The sequence below is a fragment of the Bacillus sp. USDA818B3_A genome (assembly GCF_009928415.1).
Classification (GTDB): domain Bacteria; phylum Bacillota; class Bacilli; order Bacillales; family Cytobacillaceae; genus Neobacillus.
This window is the reverse complement of sequence record NZ_JAABNN010000018.1, coordinates 1-20006: the sequence shown is the minus strand read 5'-3', so window position 1 is coordinate 20006 and position 20006 is coordinate 1. Positions and strand designations below refer to the sequence as shown.

The 20006-nt window shown below is 38.0% G+C and carries 17 protein-coding genes and 1 pseudogene; 13 read left to right on the top strand and 5 right to left on the bottom strand.

Annotated elements, in window-relative coordinates; genetic code table 11:
- The first annotated feature begins 254 nt into the window (after positions 1–254).
- The 4 genes from GXK58_RS20950 to GXK58_RS20935 are packed head-to-tail and all read left to right on the top strand — an operon-like array spanning position 255 to position 3985.
- The gene (locus GXK58_RS20950; protein WP_160725128.1) at positions 255–644 is read left to right on the top strand and encodes a GntR family transcriptional regulator; all 390 of its coding nucleotides are present in this window, start codon (positions 255–257) and stop codon (positions 642–644) included.
- Positions 637–1539: an ABC transporter ATP-binding protein gene (locus tag GXK58_RS20945; RefSeq protein ID WP_160725127.1), complete on the top strand. Its 903-nt coding sequence runs from the start codon at positions 637–639 to the stop codon at positions 1537–1539. Before GXK58_RS20950 ends, GXK58_RS20945 begins: the two co-directional genes overlap by 8 nt.
- Complete coding sequence (locus GXK58_RS20940; protein WP_160725126.1) at positions 1514–3466, top strand: DUF6449 domain-containing protein; 1953 nt, start codon at positions 1514–1516, stop codon at positions 3464–3466. Before GXK58_RS20945 ends, GXK58_RS20940 begins: the two co-directional genes overlap by 26 nt.
- 12 nt (positions 3467–3478) lie before the next feature.
- A complete protein-coding gene (locus tag GXK58_RS20935) occupies positions 3479–3985 on the top strand; it encodes an RNA polymerase sigma factor (RefSeq protein ID WP_160725125.1) in 507 nt (168 codons plus the stop codon).
- A gap of 157 nt (positions 3986–4142) precedes the next feature.
- Here the strand turns inward: GXK58_RS20935 and GXK58_RS20930 are convergent, their stop codons facing one another.
- Positions 4143–5585 (bottom strand): L,D-transpeptidase family protein, encoded by a 1443-nt coding sequence (locus GXK58_RS20930; RefSeq protein WP_160725124.1) that lies wholly within the window; start codon positions 5583–5585, stop codon positions 4143–4145.
- A 312-nt stretch (positions 5586–5897) separates the two neighbouring features.
- Here GXK58_RS20930 and GXK58_RS20925 point away from each other — a divergent pair, with 312 nt between their 5' ends.
- The 5 genes from GXK58_RS20925 (at position 5898) to GXK58_RS20905 (ending at position 11360) form a co-directional block, all read left to right on the top strand.
- Positions 5898–7490: a DUF7830 domain-containing protein gene (locus GXK58_RS20925; RefSeq protein WP_160725123.1), complete on the top strand. Its 1593-nt coding sequence runs from the start codon at positions 5898–5900 to the stop codon at positions 7488–7490.
- 334 nt (positions 7491–7824) lie between these two features.
- Positions 7825–8403: a biotin transporter BioY gene (locus GXK58_RS20920; protein ID WP_160725122.1), complete on the top strand. Its 579-nt coding sequence runs from the start codon at positions 7825–7827 to the stop codon at positions 8401–8403.
- Positions 8404–8447: 44 nt separating this feature from the next.
- Positions 8448–9917: an AMP-binding protein gene (locus tag GXK58_RS20915; protein WP_237389734.1), complete on the top strand. Its 1470-nt coding sequence runs from the start codon at positions 8448–8450 to the stop codon at positions 9915–9917.
- Complete coding sequence (locus tag GXK58_RS20910) at positions 9913–11007, top strand: acetyl-CoA C-acyltransferase (protein ID WP_160725197.1); 1095 nt, start codon at positions 9913–9915, stop codon at positions 11005–11007. Before GXK58_RS20915 ends, GXK58_RS20910 begins: the two co-directional genes overlap by 5 nt.
- On the top strand, positions 11004–11360 hold the full coding sequence (locus GXK58_RS20905) for a MaoC family dehydratase N-terminal domain-containing protein (RefSeq protein WP_160725121.1): 357 nt from the start codon (positions 11004–11006) through the stop codon (positions 11358–11360). Before GXK58_RS20910 ends, GXK58_RS20905 begins: the two co-directional genes overlap by 4 nt.
- A 471-nt stretch (positions 11361–11831) precedes the next feature.
- On the opposite strand, the gene GXK58_RS20900 is transcribed toward GXK58_RS20905, so the two are convergent.
- The 3 genes from GXK58_RS20900 to GXK58_RS20890 all read right to left on the bottom strand — a co-directional run bounded on the left by GXK58_RS20900 (position 11832) and on the right by GXK58_RS20890 (position 14125).
- The gene (locus GXK58_RS20900; RefSeq protein ID WP_098932598.1) at positions 11832–12458 is read right to left on the bottom strand and encodes a hypothetical protein; all 627 of its coding nucleotides are present in this window, start codon (positions 12456–12458) and stop codon (positions 11832–11834) included.
- A gap of 512 nt (positions 12459–12970) precedes the next feature.
- Positions 12971–13465 (bottom strand): MFS transporter, encoded by a 495-nt coding sequence (locus tag GXK58_RS27365; RefSeq protein WP_237389732.1) that lies wholly within the window; start codon positions 13463–13465, stop codon positions 12971–12973.
- A gap of 81 nt (positions 13466–13546) precedes the next feature.
- Positions 13547–14125 (bottom strand): DUF2087 domain-containing protein, encoded by a 579-nt coding sequence (locus GXK58_RS20890; RefSeq protein WP_160725120.1) that lies wholly within the window; start codon positions 14123–14125, stop codon positions 13547–13549.
- Between the two features lie 285 nt (positions 14126–14410).
- Here GXK58_RS20890 and GXK58_RS20885 point away from each other — a divergent pair, with 285 nt between their 5' ends.
- The 4 genes from GXK58_RS20885 to GXK58_RS20870 all read left to right on the top strand — a co-directional run bounded on the left by GXK58_RS20885 (position 14411) and on the right by GXK58_RS20870 (position 19079).
- Complete coding sequence (locus GXK58_RS20885; protein ID WP_160725119.1) at positions 14411–15184, top strand: TerC family protein; 774 nt, start codon at positions 14411–14413, stop codon at positions 15182–15184.
- Positions 15185–15374: 190 nt separating this feature from the next.
- Positions 15375–16109, top strand: a complete 735-nt coding sequence (locus GXK58_RS20880) for an urease accessory protein UreH domain-containing protein (RefSeq protein WP_160725118.1) — start codon at positions 15375–15377, stop codon at positions 16107–16109.
- Between the two features lie 265 nt (positions 16110–16374).
- Positions 16375–16581 (top strand): copper chaperone CopZ, encoded by a 207-nt coding sequence (copZ, locus tag GXK58_RS20875; protein WP_160725117.1) that lies wholly within the window; start codon positions 16375–16377, stop codon positions 16579–16581.
- 83 nt (positions 16582–16664) lie between these two features.
- Positions 16665–19079 (top strand): heavy metal translocating P-type ATPase, encoded by a 2415-nt coding sequence (locus tag GXK58_RS20870; RefSeq protein WP_160725116.1) that lies wholly within the window; start codon positions 16665–16667, stop codon positions 19077–19079.
- A 328-nt stretch (positions 19080–19407) separates the two neighbouring features.
- Here GXK58_RS20870 and GXK58_RS20865 read toward each other — a convergent pair.
- Positions 19408–20006 (bottom strand): annotated as a pseudogene (locus tag GXK58_RS20865) (RNA-guided endonuclease TnpB family protein); the annotation flags it as partial.

Here is a 20006-nt window from a genome sequence, read left to right as displayed (position 1 = left end):
TAATAATAACCCAATCCCCAACGCTCCATAAAAAAGACCCACACCGATATCTCCCAAATGATACTCACTAACGTATTCACTTTTATAGGATTTATGTGAATGGCTGAACAAGAAGGTTAAAAATCTAAAAAATACCTGCAAAAAATTGTTTTATAAAATGTAAAAAAAACACTTCCCTTTTGGTAGGTATTGGAATATAATACAAACTGTATTATGAATAATAGTACACTTAATACAGATTGGAGGCACCCGTTATGTTTGAGTTAGACATAAGGAGCCGAAAGCCGATATATGAACAGTTGGTGGATAAAATGAAGGAACTTATCATGAATGAATTATTAGGACCGGATGAGCAGCTTCCATCAGTAAGAACATTAGCTACAGAACTCACCGTCAATCCAAATACAATTCAAAAGGCTTATCGTGAATTGGAAATCCAAGGCTTTATCTATTCCATTAAAGGGAAAGGCAGCTTCGTCAATCCGAACAATCAAATAAAGGATGTAGAGAAAATAGTGGCTGTACGAAAGGAACTTGAAAAACTAGTCTTGGAAGCTTTGTATCTGGGAATCCCGGCGAGTGACATCATCGAGTTAATTCAGGACCTAGACAAGGCAAAAGGGGGAGGCGAAAGCAATGATTGAAATAAAAGGTGTCAGCAAAAAATTTGACCGTTTTACTGCACTGGAAAAAGTCAACTTATCCATTAACAAAGGCTCCATTTACGGTCTGATTGGATCAAATGGTGCAGGGAAAACCACTTTAATTAAACTGTTGGCTGGAATCTACCGCCAGGATCAGGGAGAAGTAACAATTAATGAGGAAAGTGTATTTGAAAATATCAGTCTAAAGCAAAAAGTTTTTTACATACCAGACCAACCCTACTTTTTCTCGCAATATACTGCAAAGCAAATGGCCCGTTTTTATAAAAGCTGTTACCCAACTTGGGAGGAGGAACGGTTCCGAAGCTTGGCCGAGCTATTTGAGTTGAATGTGAATAAAAAAATCCAAACCTTTTCAAAGGGATGGCAAAGACAGATTGCTTTCATTCTCGCTCTTTCCTCCAATCCGGAGATCCTCATTTTAGATGAGCCATTGGATGGCCTTGATCCAGTTGTCAGGAAAAAGGTGAAAAACCTGTTGATTCATGATGTGGCCGAAAGAGAAATGACCATTCTGATCTCCTCACATAATCTTCGTGAGATTGAAGATATTTGTGATCATATCGGGATTATCCATAAAGGCACACTCTTAATCGAAAAAGAATTGGATGATCTGAAAGCTGATATCCATAAGATACAGGTTGCTTATAAAAATGGTACTCCTCCAGAAAAGCTGCTATTAAATCTTAATCCGCTTCATACAGAAAAGCGGGGAAGCGTGTACCTTTTCATTGTCAGAGGAGATGAAGATGAACTAGAGAGACGAATCCTGCAAACAAGCCCTGTCATTTTCGATTTGCTGCCTCTTACGCTTGAGGAAATCTTTATATATGAAATGGGGGATATCGGCTATGCCATCAAGAATGTCTTTGTTTAATAAAGAATTACTGCTTCAAATTGGACGGAGTACGGGCTGGGTATCGATTGTTTACTTTCTAGCCATGCTATTTATTCTGCCGATTCAATTATTAATGATAGTCTCTGACGAAACCAAAAGTTATTATCCTCAACCTAATAATCTGTTTCTTGTTAATTTTACCTTTCAAATTGGGCTAATGGTTATTGTCCCTGTCATCTTGGCGGTATTCTTGTTTCGTTTTCTTCATGTGAAACAAGCAGCCGACCTGATGCATAGTATTCCTCTTAAAAGGGATCGGATTTTTCATCAATATGCGCTTACCGGGATGATATTTTTAATCCTGCCTATTGCCGTCATTACACTCATTATCCTTTTTATGCATAACAATCTAGCCATCAGTGATTTGTATAGTATAAAGGATATTTTCTACTGGGCGGGGTCGACTGCGGTAATCACGTTGCTGTTATACTCAGCCGCTTTGTTTATTGCCATGATGACAGGAATGTCAATTGTTCAGGCGGTTCTAGCTTATGTTTTTCTCTTCTTCCCAATCGGGATCACGATGTTGGTATTTTTTAATTTAAAAATAGTACTCTATGGTTTTCCAGGGGATTATTTTCTAAATCGACAGCTTGAAAAATTGTCACCTATCACCTTTGCAGCTGTTCTCGATGGCAGGAAATTTCAATGGAATGATGGGATTGTCTACATGATCTTAACGATTGTACTCTACGGGCTTTCACTATTTTTCTATAAAAAAAGAAACCTCGAAGCAGCTTCAGAGGCGATTGCCTTTCCCAAAATACGTTCTGTTTTTAAATATGGGGTTACATTCTGTGTGATGCTGCTTGGTGGATCGTATTTCCAAGAGGTTTCCTATCAAAGCTTTAGCTGGACCATCTTCGGTTATGTAATCGGCGCTTTGATTGGCTATTTAGGAGCTGAAATGATTCTAAGAAAAACGTGGCGGGTTTTCGGACAAATAAAAGGCTTAATTGTTTATTTAGCTATCATCGCTATCCTTGGGATAGGCGTTCAAATTCTAGGAATCTATGAAAATAAAGTTCCTGAGCAAGCACAAATTAAAACCGTTCTGTTCTCTGATCAATTGGGTTTTTATTCAAATGATGATACTTATAGAGAATACTATACGCCATTGCCGATGAAGGAAAAGGCAAATATTGAGGCCGTTCGCAAGATTCACCAGCAGCTCCTTTCTGATAAAAAAATCAATCAGAAAAAGGAAGACAACCAATCTGTGAATTTCTATATCCAATATGAATTGAAAAATGGAAGCAAAGTGACAAGGGAATATAGTGTAAATGAACGTTTGTATGAGGACTTATTCAAACCCGTCTATGAATCAAAGGAATATAAGCAATCCACAGATGGGATTTTTAAATTAACAGAAAATAAAATTGAATCCATGACCATTGGAGCTGGACCGGTTTCCAACGGAGTGACCCTGTCTAATTCCAATGATATAAAAGAGGCGATTGCAGCATTAAGGAAAGATGTACTTGCAGAATCATATGAGGAAAGCCGTTACCTCAAGGGTTCATCGATTGAAGTCTATTTAGGGAACGACCGCTTTATTGGATTTGAGTTTAAGCAAAACTATCAAAATTTCACCCAATGGCTTAAGCAAAAGGAAATGCTGAAAGATGCAATGCCAAGCTCAGATGATATTACACATGTACTTGTAGCCAAAGGCGGCACAGAAAATCCTGTAGATATAGAAAAAATTAAAGGTGTCATAGAAGAAAACAGAGAGGCCTTGGATGTAACCAATAAGGATCAGATTGATCAAATGTTAAATAACGCGAGCGCGAACTCGGACAACGAATACGCGGCTGTCTTTTATTTCCGTTCAGGCCATTATTTTGAAGTCATGTTTTTTGATGAAAAGCATGCCCCGGATTTCATTAAGGATCATTTCAAATAGGATGGTGGAGAATTGAGTACGATTGATTTTAACCAAGTCTATTCTGAGTACGCAAACCGTCTGCTCTATATTGCCCTCAGGTACACACATGACAGGCGTTGGGCAGAGGACATTGTTCAGGAAACTTTCATAAAGGCATTTAAAAAAATAGATACAATCGAAGATACGAAAAAAGTGGGTGCCTGGCTGTCTATCATCACAGCTAGGACTGCGATTGACTTTTTGCGATCAGAAAAAAGAAATAGATGGATGACGGTTGACTCTGTCCAAATGGAACCTATGATGAGTCATAAGAAAAACGGGATGGACACCGAGGAAGTGGCAGGCATACGTTTTTTTCAAGAGGACGTAGACAGGTCAATGAAAAGCTTATCAAAGGAATTCCAAGAGGTGCTGACCCTTAAAGTGAAATATGGTCTAAAGGAAAATGAAATCGCACGCCTGCTCGGTTTGAAGTCAGCAACGGTCAAGACGCGGCTATATCGGGCTAGAAAACAACTAAAACAGGCCTTTGTATAAAAGGAAATAGCATTAAAAATATTTTAATCCCCAATCGATAAATTTCGTGATTGGCAGATAAAAGGCGAAAAGTGACTAGCACTTTTCGCCTTTTAAGTTGAAAACTATAAATTATAAAATTAGTTTGATTATCTAACAATTTCTATTAGTTTATCCTTTAATAAACAACAACCGGCTCATGGGTGCTGAGATTGTTATACACAGTTCTCATAATGCTTGGCGGTGTGTTTACGCAGCCATGCGATCCGGATGTAAGATAAGCTTTACTTCCCCAATTGCCTCGCCAGCTGGCATCGTGGAACCCTTGGCCATCATTTGTAAAAGGAGCCCAATAATCAACATCGACCTGATAAGTGATTTTTCCATTTTCTCTGCCCGTTAGGACGGCAGGTGTTTGCTTATAGAGAATATACCAGACTCCAGGTGATGTATCATGATTGGTACTATGTGTCCCAGTAACAACATTCGTTGTGACTATTAATTTCCCGTTTTTGTAAATCCAAATTCGCTGCTCTGCTATGGATACCTCAGCATACGTATCTCCAATCCCATTGTTTGAAATCGCTTCATATCCGTAGCCTTCACCATTCCAGCCATTTCCGTAAATATTGGAGGCGGAAACCGATTTTTCTCCCTTTTCAAAAGCTTCCTTAATACGAGGTACTTCTTTATCGACATCTATGGCCCAGCCATAGCCTTTACCTTTAATAGTTATCACGGAACCAGAATGGGTCTTGAATGTGAAATTCTTATTTAATGTGGATTGGGAATTGTTAACTTCAGCTATTCTTTTCTTAATATCACCCGAATCATCCATCTTAATCTGCAAATCTTTTGAGATAGATGCATTCTTAATTACATCGCTCCCTTTTAACGAAAAAACTTTATCCTGCACCTTATAATCGACGGTCTGAGCAAGAAACTCTTCCAGCTTTTTCTGTTGGTTTTTTACAAACTCGCTGTCTTCTTTTATTGGCTGTATGTATACAGGATTTAGCCGGATGTCACTAATATATTCGTGCTTTTCGTAGTCCTTCAATAAAGTGGCGACATCATACTGCTCTCCACTAACGCTGGGGGAAACAACGATTTTGCCTTGTTCCAAACGAACCACCGCATCTTGAGGGGCTTTTAAACTCTTATTCAACGCTAAGAGCTTATCCTCCACCTGTTTTTTCAACGTCTGGTTTCGATATAAATCTTGATTGCTGGGCAATAATGAATAATCTTTAGCTTTTGAAGTAGGTAAAAAAGTCCACTGACTTTTTAATAATTTTTTGATAGCGGGCAGATCCTTTTCCGTAAATCCCATCTTTGTATCTGTTCCATCTAAAATCTGTTGATCTCCGACATAGACAACATTTGTAAATTCGGTTGATTTTAATTTTTTAAGTGCCTGATCAGCTGTCATTCCACCGACTTTGGTATCATTAATCCTAATTTCTGAATTGAAGTGGTTTGCTTGGTAGTAGCTGCCAACTGCAATGATGAGTGCGATAATAAGAAGAATACCTGCTGTAATAAACATCCAGTTTGCATACCACTTAGCTGGTTTTACGCGTTGTTTTTCAATTTCTTGAACATTTACTGTGCTTTCCAATAAAAACTCCCCCCATACCTGATCATCCAGCTGTGAACATCTTAAGCCCCATAACTATTTGATTTTTTGTCATGAGCTTCCTATATTTTCAAATAGTAGTAAATTATACTACTATTCTACATAATGTCTTAAACGAACATTGTCGTATTTTGTGCATGATTAAATTTTTAATTTATTTATATTCAATGTGCCTTTAATCTATGCCGATCTTAGAGTAACTTGCCTCTTCAATAGGAAAAATGACCCAATTATAAGATTGATATATTATAATAAAAGTATTGTCTGGAATTTTCTTGATAAGGTGTGAGGATTTTGGAAGAGGCACTATTACATGGGGATATCATAAATATAGAAGAAAAGAGACTAGAGCTTGAATCGGAAAATATTAGTAGAGACGACATTAGAAGACAGCTTAATGATAAATATCGGGTACTCTCAAAGAAAAGAGCGTTTTCCTGCCGATGTTGTGATGAACCTGTCAATATGAATTTAACAAAGGAAGAGGGCAGACCCTTTTATTTTAAACACTTTGACGGAAAAGAATGTTCTTACTCTGAAAATACTAAAATATATGAAAAACAGGTAGCTTTACACCAAGATAAAAAGAGGAAAGACATTGGATTAACAGTTTTTAAGGAGATACTGGAAGGGCAGCTAAAGCCCTTTGGGGCAGTAATTGAACGGGGATATTTTTATAAAAAGAAGCTTTCATTTATTCCGGACTTTATTGTACGTTTCCCAAATTCAAAGGAACAATGGGCTCTTGATTATTACACCTCCATTGCAGAAGGCAGTTATGCCCAAAACATTGAAAAGCGGATAAAAGCCTATGATAGAGAAGGTTTTAAAGCTTTTTCTTTTATAGATGCTTTCTGGATAGCAATTGACCATGAAACGAACAAAGGGACACTGCTTTCGCCCGAGATGCTAGTAACAAGAAAGAGTCAAGAAGATAAAGCTTGGGATCAGTTTTTAAATGATGATCTGCCTTCAGAGTTTCAGGATATTGTATCTGAGGTAATTGACCTTCCATTTCCTGCAGATACAAGAAGTATTGCCTACGTCAATATTGACAGTCGTTTTTGTAAAATAATTAGATTTGTCGTAACACAAAGACATAACCGCAATGTAACCTTTCTTAGACTATCAGAACCGATAATCGCATTGGAAAGAGCCTTAACCATTAATAAGAGGCAGGACGACTTTCTCCTGCATTATGATAATGAAGAAGAACTACGAATGGCATTTATCCATATTGCTCTAGACAAGAAGGAACAAGCAGAACTTGAGGAAAGGGCTCAACTAGAGGCCTTAGAAAAAATAGAGCAGGAAGAAGAGGAAAGAATCGCTGTCTTAAACATATTAAGATTAGAAGCACAGGAACGTGTTAAATTCGGTAATGAAATAAAATCAAAAGATGACAAACAAATAGAGCAGGAAATGGCTCAACGAGCAGAAGAAGCAAAAAGCCGGCCGATTGATATGTCTCCCGAACAATGGGAATGGTATAAAAAAACGGGAAGAAATTACGTATCAAGAGAAAAAGGTGTGGTTCAGCGTCAGTCGAATTCAACACTTACTCAAATTGAAGACAAGTACGTAAAACATCAAAGAGAGAAATTTAAAGAGAAGTTATTAACACATCCTATCAAGGGAGATCAATTTATTGATGGCCCGCCATCAAATTGGCGTGGATTTATATTGAAATGGATTAATACCCACCAAAAGGATGGAAGTTTAATTGTTTCTATGAAGGAGCTATTAAGTGTTATGAAGGCTAGTGGGATTACCTTTAACCAAAATGATTCTCATATTCAGCATCCGGTGGAGGAGTTTTTGTTATTTTATCAAGTGGGATTGAGGAGGGATTTGAAGAGGAAAGTAAATGTTATTTTTGTGGATTGAAATGGCATCAATAATTATAGTTTTGGATTAATTGCAATTGTAATGTAACTATTTATGATACGGTGAACCGTATCATAAGTAAATAAGGTTTTTTCTGAAAACAGATACAGCTCCATTCCATCATAGTGTAGAAGGTGCTGATTTGCTTATATGAACAAAAGGGTTTGGCCTGCCAAGCCCTTTTTGTATTCTTTGACAAATGAGCAAAATTTAATTTATTTTTCAAAACAAACGCAATTGTCAACCATAGTTAATATTTGGTTGACAATTAATATGAAATTGAATATTATCATAATTAAATTAATTACATATTTATTTTGAGGAGAATGTAAAAATGAAACTTAAAGAAATTACCTTTGTAGCGGTGTTTGCTGCGGTCATGGGTGCTCTAGGTATCGCTCCGCCTATTACTCTTTCGTTTACACCCGTACCTATTACATTGCAAACACTAGGTGTTCTTCTTGCAGGGGGAGTATTAGGGGCAAGATTAGGAGCAATGAGCCAAACTGTCTTTTTACTACTAGTTGCTGTTGGAGTACCTCTTTTATCGGGAGGTCGAGGCGGATTAAGTGTATTTGTTGGACCGAGTGTTGGTTATTTAATTTCTTGGCCCATTACAGCATTCGTTATTGGATATCTATTATCACGTATAGAAAATTTAAAACTACACCATGTTTTATTTATTAATCTGACAGTTGGAATCCTGCTTATCTATTTAATTGGTATCCCTGTTCAAGCATTGATCATGCACATTTCGGTATTAAGTGCTGTAAAAGTAAGTTTAGTATACCTTCCTGGGGATGTGTTAAAAGCTGTACTAGCTTCGATTTTAGTTTACAGACTAAGAAAGCACCCCGTTTTTTCAAGATCACTAGCAGCTAGCTACTCTAATAATGTAACTAAAAATATTTAAATCTAAAGAGACACCTTGATGTGTCTTTTTTTATAGAGGTGATAATGATGGGCAATATAACTGAATCATATGAAACTTCCGCTAAAATTTTCCCCAACAAATTAGCCATCCATACTAATCATCAACAAATCAATTATCAAAAATGGAGTGAATTGGTCAATCAAACGGCAAATTGGCTTTACTCACTACATTCAGAAAACAAAACAATAGGAATCCTTCTGCCTAATGGACTCCCTTTCTTGCAACTCTTTGCAGGTGCATCCAAGGCTGGTTGGATTGCGGTTCCCTATGATTTGAAATGGAAAACAACTGAATTAGAAAAGAGAATAAAACTTTTCAATCCTTCGATCATTGTCACAACAAGAGAAATTCACTATCAGATTAAACATATTATTCCAAATGTAATGAGTTTGGATGACAGTTTACGGGAAATTTCCCGGTTTGAAGTGAACATAATTAGGTACTCTCAAGAAAATTTGCCTTTTTATATTGGCTTCACTTCTGGCACAACCGGAAATCCAAAAGCATTTGTTCGTTCCCAGGATTCATGGATGGCGAGCTTTGATTGTAACCGTTTCGATTTCGAAATAAATGAATATGATCATGTTTTAATTCCTGGAGCCTTAATACATTCTCACTTTCTATATGGAGCTATTAGCACTTTGTATTTAGGGGGAACCGTTTATCTATTAGACAAATTTTCTCCTATTGAAGGGCATTCATGGATACAATCTTATCCCATTACAACGATGTATGTCGTTCCAACAATGGTAGAAGCATTTCTGAAACAAGGAATTCAAATCAGTAGGTCTATAAAACTCCTTTCATCGGGTGCAAAGTGGTCTGAAAGAACGAAATTAAAAATCTATCATATATTTTCAAATATAACCATGTATGAGTTTTATGGGGCCAGTGAATTGAGTTTCATTTCTGTACTTTCTGATCGAGATGGTATGCAAAAGGCAGCAACCGTCGGGAAGCCTTGTTACGGCGTAGAGGTACAAATACGGCTGCAAGATCAGGTCTTAGCAAAGCCTAATGAGATTGGAAAGATATATGTAAGAAGTGGACTGATAATAAATGGATACATGGATCACGATGGAAGCACCGTTCAATCGATTCAGGATGAAGAGGGATGGGCTACGGTCCATGATATGGGCTATTTTGACGAAGAGGGCTATTTATATATTACAGGCCGTGAGCAAAATATGATTTTATATGGAGGAATCAATATTTTTCCTGAAGAAATAGAGAAAGTGATTTCCTTGCATCCGGATGTCGAGGAAGTTGCTGTAATTGGTCTGCCAGATTCGTATTGGGGTCAGGTTGTGGCTGCGGCAGTGAAAGGAAAGGGCAGCCCAGTAGAGTTAAAAAGACTTTGTAAGAAGTATTTGTCTTCTTATAAAATTCCTCGCAAATGGTTTTTTCTATCTGAAATGCCATATACAACGAGCGGAAAGATTGCTCGTGCTGAGCTAATAAAACAAATGGAAAGCAAGGTGACCAGTGATTAAAAGAGCAGTAATTGTCCATGCAAAACGTACACCAATTGGAAAAATGAGTGGGATTTTACGGGATATTCAGCCACATGAGCTTGCAGTTCCTCTTCTCCAGCATTTAGCGAATGGATTAGAAGAAAAGATTGATGATATCATTTTGGGGAATGTTGTTGGACCAGGTGGAAACGTAGCCCGGTTTGCTGCATTAGAAGCAGGATTACCTCTCTCTGTAACGGGACTTACAATTGACCGTCAATGCAGTGCAGGGTTAGAAGCGATTCGAATGGCATGTTACTATATTCAAGGTGGAGCTGGTCGTTGTTACATAGCTGGTGGTGTAGAAAGCACGAGCACCTCTCCGTTTCCATCAAGAGCGAAATTTTCTCCTGAAAAAATTGGCGACCCCGATATGGGCGTTGCCGCAGAATATGTGGCAGAAAAATATGCTATTTCAAAAGAAATGCAGGATGAATATGCACTATTAAGTTACAAGCGTAGCTGGGAGGCGTATGAAAAAGGGTATTTTACTCAGGAGATTATTCCGATTGGGGATTACCATCAGGATGAAGAACTACTTAGGAAAAGAAAGCTGGAAGTACTATTAAAAAGAGCGAAGCCCATATTTAAAAGGAACGGTACGGTTACAGCAGCGAACAGTTGCGGTATTCATGACGGAGCTTCAGCTGTTCTTGTCATGGAAGAAAGTATAGCATTAAATAATGGTTTCCGGCCTATCCTGCGATTTTTGGATAGTGAAATCTCAGGTGTCCATCCCAATTATCCCGGGGCAGCCCCTATTCCGGCTATTCAAGCCTTATTAAAAAGAAACCGGTTAACTATTGCGGATATTGACTTAATTGAAATAAACGAAGCTTTCTCTTCGAAGATAGTCGCCTGTATGAAGGAACTTTCTATTCCTTGTGACAAAATAAATGTTCGCGGAGGAGCTTTAACGTTAGGACATCCTTATGGAGCTTCGGGAAGTATCTTGATCACGAGGCTTTTCTACGAAGTTCAAAGACGAGAGAATGTCAAATATGTACTAGCAGCAATAGGCAGCGGTGGAGGGATCGGCTCAGCAGTCCTATTCGAGGTGGCAATATGAAAACGAAGGAGTATGAAATTATTTTTACTCAAGAAGATGTACAACCATTTGTCCAATTAATTGGTGAGCAAATTTCTATCTATCAGAGTCCTGGTGGGGAAAAAGACGATGGTTCCGAAACGATTCCTCTTCCTCCAACCATGCCAATGATGGCTTATAAATGGCTTGAAACTCCTTTGGAGCTTCAACAGCCTATTATTCACCGAAAACAGAAATGTATCCAACATCAAAGAATGTATATGGATAAGAACTATAGAGCGATAGTTGAAGTCACAAATCCATTTCAACGTCAAAATCTTACTTTTATTAAACAAACTCTCTATTTATACCAGTTTATTTGGGAGATCAAATAACTCTGACTATCAAACAAATGGAGCCTAAAATCAGAATAGAAGGAAAATACGGGGAAAAAGTAGTCATAAAAGGATGGTTGATCGTAACCAGATGAAATCCTCAATGATCATAAAAAACAAATGACAAATCGTGCGAACATATAGCATCGCACGATTTGTTTCGTAATGGAAAAATAAAAGTTACATAGACTTGTTCTTAATAAGATGAATCTCATTTTGATGCGTTATGGTGAACCGTATCATAAGTAAGCACAAATTTACTTTAAGTAAAAGTTTTAAAGAACTATTCACTGTTCTTGACACTTCTTTCAACCTGGTGAATAGCTTTCATTAAAGGCTGTTTTTTAATGAAGTAAATCTTTTTATTTTTGTAACCAAATGGAAATATTTGATTTTATGTAAATAAGTCGAAAATATATAAGGTGAACAAAGCTTTGTATATTTTCGACCTGATGCTAAAATACCAGTTTATCATTCACATCTGTACTTGAACTTAGGCTCTGTCTGAATATAAAAAGCATTTCTTACTTGTGCACTCCAATTTTCAAAGGCTGATCTCCATTCAGCAGTGCTAAAGAATTGATCAACAGTTTGAGTTTCAGAATGCCAAACTATAAAGAGGTTGAGTGGGGCAATTCCGCCTGCCCAAATTCCATTATTTGCGTCAGTATCTTCTTCCCTTACTAATAATAAGGGTAGACCAAATTGAAAAGCCATAGAAGGTTCTACTTGCGAATAAACTGATCCAACCCAGACTGGAGTGGACGGTGGAAGGGGTCCTGCATTGACATCAACTGTTTCAATTTTAAAACGACGAAGGTTTACAGCCAACATTCCATAGCTTGATGAAACTAACCGACGGATATCAGTTAAAATGGATTCGGGATAACTTTCGCTTAAAGGTAATGTACGCGGAAAAAGCAAAGCATTTTCAATCTCTAAAATTAGACGGTTTAGAAACCGTTGTTGGTTGTCATTTAAATGAGTTGTCGTACTTAAAAATATGGGAATACGATAAGCACGGTCAATACACTCTTGGTGTGCCGATTCTATTTTTGCTATATCTTTACGTAAAGAGCTTTGCTCATTATTACTCACTTTCTCTTTATCCTTGCGTGAAGAGCTTTCCTTTTTTTTGCTCACTTTCTCACCTCCTTTTTTTATTACTATATGGAAAAGGAATAAGTGAGCTTGGACATAACACCTAGATTCCATAATATAGGAGCTTAATAGAACGAAAATTAATAATTTTGTCTAAATTTTAATAATTTTACAATAAATTTATTTTATTTTACTGAAGCAGGAGATATGTAATTATCATTAGCTATCCAAAATAAGCTTTTTGAATGAAGTCAATTTTGAGGAAAAAAATAATCCACAACAAGATTGTGGGAAAATGCTATATAGATATGAATACTTTGTGTTTAAAATTATCCATGTTATTTTGTTTTGTTCGGTGAACCGTATCATAAGTAAGTGAGGTTTAATAAATATAAATAATGACTCTTCTTCAGGTTTTCTTTCCGAATTGAACGGTTCCTTTTCTGGGAACTTGATGGTTGAGATTATGGCTGCTGCTCCTAAAAACGAAGCGGCATTAAACCAAAATGTTACATGGGCCCAAAAATATAGGCCACAATCCCTCCAGAAAAAGCACCGCCTATTAATACAATTCCTATCAATACTTGTTCCAAGCTATTTACTTTTATGAGGTTCTCTTTCTTGACGAGACGTGGGATGGCCGACTTTCTTGCTGGGCTATATACCGCTTCGCCAGCGGCCATTAGAAATGTATTAAGATAAATAATCCAAAGATCTTCTTTACTGTGAACAAGTAAAAAGGATAAGGCAAATACGACCCGAATTAAATCTGTTGTGACTAATATTGTCTTTCTTGAGAATCGATCTGCCAACCAGCCCCCTAAGGGTCCAAAAAACACAAATGGGATTAACCGGATAGCTAGAGTCATTCCCACTGCTTGGCCTGATCCTGTTAGCCGCAGCAGCATAGTTAATACAGCAACAGAACTAAAACGGTCCCCGATTCCATTGACAACACCGGCTAGAAATAATTTTCGATATTGCGTTTCTTTCCTTATTACCAAGACTAACACCTTCTTTTTTACGAAACTAGTTTTATTTCTATCTAATTAGCAAGCTGTAAAAAAAGGCGCCGGGTGACGCCATCAACTTAACCACCATAACTCAACTGGATTAAGCTCATATTGATTATTTTCTCGATACATATACTGACACATAATCAGCTCGCGGCGTAAGGTGGCATAATCTTCATGGAATTGCTTTAGATACTCATTGATTTCTTTTTCTTGATACACTCTGCCAAACTTTAGTCCCTTGGCCATATGCTCAAGCACCACAAGTTTTTTCTTCCGCTGGGCAGGAAAATTCTTCAGCCTTCCATCCTTTGTAAAGAAGTTATTGATAATTGCAGACCGTTCTTCGGCTGTTACTGACATTTCCATACTAGCTGCTCCTCCCGTGCCAACCGTCATAATGGCTTTTGCGCTGAATTCTAATACTTTGTTGTTAAGTGAAAAATAAATCGTGTTTTTATCCCGCTTTTCTTTAATAAGCCCGACCTCACGCAGCTTTGCCATATGATGGGTAATCGTTGGGGGTTTCAAGCCGAGTTTTTCGGCAATCGCTTGACCGTGTAATGGACCTTGTTGGAGAAGGGCAATAATGCGAATCCGAGTAAGATCTCCTAATGCTTTATGAAATTCAACAATTTTGTTTAATTGCATGTTAATCACACCTACTTTCACGATTATCTAATTAGATGTTAATTGAAGTACAATTTGAAATCAATAGGCAATTTACCAAGGGAAATTCCAAAACCTCTTGCAGCATAATACAATAATTCCTTTTATTTATTTAGAATTTTTTTCCGAAGACCTTTGTAAAATAAAAAACGGATTTATGGAAAAGAGTGGGAATAAACTAGTAATGGTAAGAAAGCTTTTCGATTAACTAATAATTAATAACAAATTCTTTCGTTAGTGCCATTTTCAAACAAAGGAGTGAAGTGGATGGATGCACTATGGTTGGAGTATGCATGGGCCTTATTAATACTAATCGGATTAGAAGGATTATTATCGGCCGACAACGCGCTTGTACTGGCCGTTATAGCTAAGCATTTGCCTGAAGATCAGAAAAAAAGAGCCATAAATTACGGGATCATTATGGCTTTCATCTTTCGATTTGCTGCCCTTTTTGTCATTTCTTTTATTGCGAATGTCTGGCAGATACAGGCGGTAGGAGCGGCTTATCTTCTTTACCTTGGCTTAAAGCATGTCATCCAGGCGAGGATTGGAAAAGAAAAGGAAAGAATTCATAAGGAAGATGAAAAGGAATCTGCCGGAAAAGGATTCTGGCCTACTGTAGGGAAGATCGCCTTAGCGGACCTGGCTTTTGCCGTCGATTCCATTCTAGCTGCAGTTGCTCTTGCCCTTGGTCTTAAAGATTCACCGCTTGGCGATTTCGGAGGGATGGATGGCGGGCAATTCATTGTTGTACTATTAGGAGGTATTGCAGGTCTTGTCTTGATTAAGTTTGCAGCCACTTGGTTTGTCCAGCTTCTTAAAAAACGTCCGGCTTTGGAGACGACAGCCTATGCTATTGTTGCCTGGGTCGGTGTCAAGCTTGCGGTCATTACTTTCGCCCATGAGGATATCGGTGTCATAGAAAATCATTTTCCCCATAGTACCACTTGGACTCTGATTTTCTATGGAATATTAGTTAGTATTGCTCTGATCGGATGGTTTGCACCTGGAAACAAATCACTAAAAAACTTTAACTCTTAAGAGACCAATTGGAAACTGAACTATCTAATCGTAAATACCTCGATTAATCAAGAAATGACTTGTGTCACACGTCATTTCTTTTTCTTTTTAAAAAATGTATCCAGAGACTATGGACAAGTACTTATCTCCATACTTTCTGCATTTTTTGTGGTACTCTAATTCTATTAAAATAAGATGCTGCGGTGATCATATGTACAGTTTATTAAGTCAAATAAGTTCGATATTAAGCAGGCCGTTTTTTATTATCGCCAATAGCTTAGAATCCTGGCCGATTGTCTTTGCCTTAATTTTGGGGCTGGTAGGAGCACTTGCACCTTGTCAGCTTACAGGAAATATTAGTGCCGTGACACTATATGGAAATCGTTCCATCCAAAAGAAAATAGCATGGAAGGATGTAACGTATTTCATCCTTGGTAAAATAGCAGCTTTTTCTTTATTAGGAATCTTGGTTTGGCTGCTTGGAAAAGGGTTTGAACAAAATCTGCCGTTGTTTTTTCCATGGCTTAGAAAGATGATGGGGCCTTTATTAATCTTCGTTGGTTTATTTATGATGGGGTTCATTAAATTAAAAGGAACCTTTAATTTATTAAACCTATCAAAAGAGTACAAGCATGAAAATCCATTTGCTTCGTTTATGTTAGGTCTTAGTTTTTCGCTCGCATTCTGTCCTACTATGTTTATCTTATTTTTCGTAACATTGATGCCTGTCGTGTTATCTAGCTCTTACGGGTTTATTCTTCCGCCCATATTCGCAATTGGAACAGCAATCCCATTACTAATAATTATTTTTATCATTTGGTTTCTTGGTGGAAGCGGTGTGGTAATAAAAAGAGGGAGAAAGTTTGGTATGTTTGTGCAAAGGGTTGCAGGTGCACTAATGCTGATTTTAGGTATTTTTGATACAATCACCTATTGGTCTTTATAAAAAAATCAAAAGAAACAAGGGCTGAATCCTTGTTTTTCTTTTAAACATCACAAGAAGTTGTGGACAAATTGTGAAAGTTAAATGGAAAGATAAAAAAATTTCAATCATGCCTATTTACATAGGGTAGGGGGGTATTGTAAATTTAAATCAAGGAGGGATGGTAATGAATCATCACGACCCTGTGACTCTGAACCATTCTGTGAACATTGTGATCCCTTATCAAATACTAATAATAAAATAATGGATAAAAGAGAGGCGTTTTAAAATGGAAAAGGTAACTTTAAATGTTCAAGGAATGTCTTGCGGTCATTGTGTAAAAGCGGTAGAAGGAAGTGTTGGCGCATTAAACGGCGTTAACTCCGTAAAAGTCGATTTGAAATCAGCTAAGGTCGATGTTGAGTTTAATAGCCAAGAGGTTTCATTAGATGAGATTAAAGAAACCATTGATGACCAAGGATACGACGTGAAATAAATAGTGAAAACGACGTGCTAGCAGCTAGCACGTTCTTTTCACAGAAAAATATACCTCTATGGGGTATAAGGAGCTGGCTTTTCATGAGTCAAAATGTAAAAGATACCAATTTGCAAATTTCAGGTATGACCTGTGCAGCCTGTGCGATAAGAATCGAAAAGGGTCTTAACAAGTTAGAAGGCGTGGAAACAGCCCATGTTAACCTAGCTTTAGAAAGATCACATGTGAAATATGATGCGGAAAAAATAAATGTGGAAGACATTGAAAGAAAGATTAAAGATTTAGGTTACGATGTCGTCAATGAAAAAAACGAATTTGACATAACCGGTATGACCTGTGCAGCCTGTGCCACCCGAATCGAAAAAGGGTTAAATAAGTTAACTGGTGTCGTAAAAGCCAACGTTAATTTGGCACTTGAAAAAGCGACCGTGGAGTACAACGGTGCGGTCCTGACGTCTGGGGAAATTATCAAAAAAGTGGAAAGCCTCGGCTATGGGGCGCAGCTAAGGGATGAGGCAACAGACACCACTGACCATCGACAAAAAGAAATTGAAAAACAAAAAGGAAAGTTTATCTTTGCGGCCATCCTTTCCTTCCCGCTTTTATGGGCCATGGTGGGGCATTTTTCGTTCACTTCTTTTATTTGGGTTCCGGAAATATTTATGAATCCCTGGGTGCAATTAGCTTTAGCTACACCAGTACAATTTTTTATTGGCAGACAGTTCTATGTTGGAGCCTATAAAGCATTAAAAAATAAAAGCGCAAATATGGATGTCCTCGTTGCTTTAGGTACATCAGCTGCTTATTTTTACAGTTTATATTTATCACTGATGTCAATCGGAAGCATGGCTCATTCTGTAGAACTTTACTATGAGACTAGTTCCATTCTTATTACGTTAATTATCCTCGGAAAACTTTTTGAAGCTAAGGCAAAGGGACGCTCATCAGAAGCGATTAAAAAGTTGATGGGTCTTCAAGCGAAGACAGCTATTGTTGAAAGAGATGGAGCAGAACAAGAAATCCCAATTGAAGAGGTTATGGTTGGGGATATTGTTCATATTAAACCTGGTGATAAGATACCAGTTGACGGAATGATCTTGGAGGGCCGTTCTGCGATTGATGAATCGATGCTGACAGGTGAAAGTGTTCCGGTTGATAAGACTGTTGGTGATGAGGTCATCGGAGCGACGATTAATAAAAATGGGTTTCTATTGATACAGGCAACAAAAGTGGGCCGGGATACGGCGTTGGCCCAAATTATAAAAGTAGTGGAAGCAGCACAGGGTTCTAAAGCACCCATTCAGCGTCTAGCTGATAAGATTTCCGGAGTGTTCGTACCTATCGTGGTTGCTCTGGCAGTAGTAGCCTTTATCGTTTGGTATGTTTGGGCGGCACCTGGCGATTTTGCAGAAGCGCTTGAAAAATTGATTGCCGTATTAGTAATTGCCTGCCCTTGCGCCTTAGGGCTCGCAACACCAACATCCATCATGGCCGGCTCTGGCCGTGCGGCGGAATATGGCATCCTGTTTAAGGGCGGCGAACATTTGGAAATGACCCATAAAATTTCTACGGTTGTATTAGATAAAACAGGAACCGTAACAAACGGAACACCAGTGTTAACAGATGTAATTTCAGTCCAGCCTCAATTAGAAGATGAATTTTTATCTTTAGTGGGCTCTGCTGAAAAACAATCAGAACATCCACTGGCACAAGCGATTGTTCAAGGGATTAAGGATAAAGGAATTCCTTTAAAGGATGTATCGGAGTTCGAAGCAATCCCTGGTTACGGTATTAAAGCAACAGTCGATGGCAAAGAGCTATTAGTGGGAACTCGGAAATTAATGAATAAGTACAAGGTAGCTGCCGAAGAGGCTTATGGTCAAATGGATGAGTTAGAAAAGGTTGGTAAAACAGCTATGCTCGTCGCTATCGACTCCCAATACGCCGGGATGACAGCTGTAGCAGATACGATTAAAGAGACGTCCAAATCAGCGATAAGCCGCCTTGAAAGTATGGGAATAGAAGTAATTATGATCACTGGTGATAATAAGCAGACTGCACGAGCTATAGCCGCACAAGCTGGTATTGAAAAGGTTATTGCTGAAGTTCTTCCTGAAGGAAAGGCCGATGAAATAAAGAAATTGCAGGCAGCAGGGAAGAAGGTTGCCATGGTTGGTGATGGAATCAATGATGCTCCAGCCCTTGCTATTGCAGATATCGGAATGGCGATTGGAACTGGCACAGATGTGGCCATGGAAGCAGCCGATATCACACTGATCCGCGGGGATTTAAATAGTATTGCAGATGCCATCTTTATGAGTAAGAAGACGATTCGTAATATTAAGCAGAATTTGTTCTGGGCACTTGCCTATAATACTCTGGGTATTCCTGTAGCTGCTATCGGACTCCTTGCACCTTGGCTGGCAGGGGCAGCAATGGCCTTTAGTTCAGTATCCGTTGTTCTTAATGCTTTGCGGTTACAGAAAGTCAAATTCTGAATCCTCTCCCTATTGAAATAGGGAGGTTCTAAATAGATTAGACCTTCTTTAAATGAAGGGTGCATGTACTTTCCCTTTCCTTACTAGACAAGAAGATGGTTCTTGTCGTTCAGACTCATGAGTTTTCCATGCAACATTCGCGAACGAACAGCTTTTCCATGCAAAAGAAATACAGTCTTAGACATGGCGGAAACCAGGGGGTTTCCAGTCGCCGTTTAGTATTCGCATCCGACTTTAACCTGCCAAACAAGAAAGGTCTAAAACTCACGTCGTAGATTTCCTGTTCTTCCGTGGGATTCAACACGGCAAAGGTTTGCATGATACAATATTAAAAACCGATACTAGATATAAACTTTTTATTTAATGACCGAAGAGTTTCTTCGGTTTTTTTATAGTTTTCTAGAAACGATAAATAATCAGTTAAACATTTCTCACTGTTTACTTGATCCTTTGCTTTATTTACGTTTTTAATTAACCAAGCAGAATAACAATCTCTCTGTATTTTTGTCCCGTCTGGGAAGACATGAAACCGTTGGGATAACTTCTTCTTTTGATAATCATTTAAGACATGGCAATATTGACTGGCTTTTACCGTCCAGGTATTGATATATTCAATTTCTTTTCCTTGATAAGATAATTTCGTATTAACGACCCTTAAGAACATACTCGGAGCTTTATATCCAATCCTCTTGCCGAATTTCATTTTCTGAAATCCCTTGTAATTCATCTTTTCGCAAAAGATTTTGTTCCCCATTTTAAGGATGGTATTCGCTAGTTTGTTATGCATGATTTTGCGAACAGCAGCGATCTTTCGGCAGATTTCCTTTAAGTCAAATAATAGTTTCCAATAACGCTTAGAACGTATCCATTGATCTTTGTTTCCCTTTTTTATCGTCCCATTTTCATTGAATTTATTAGGGTTGGCCG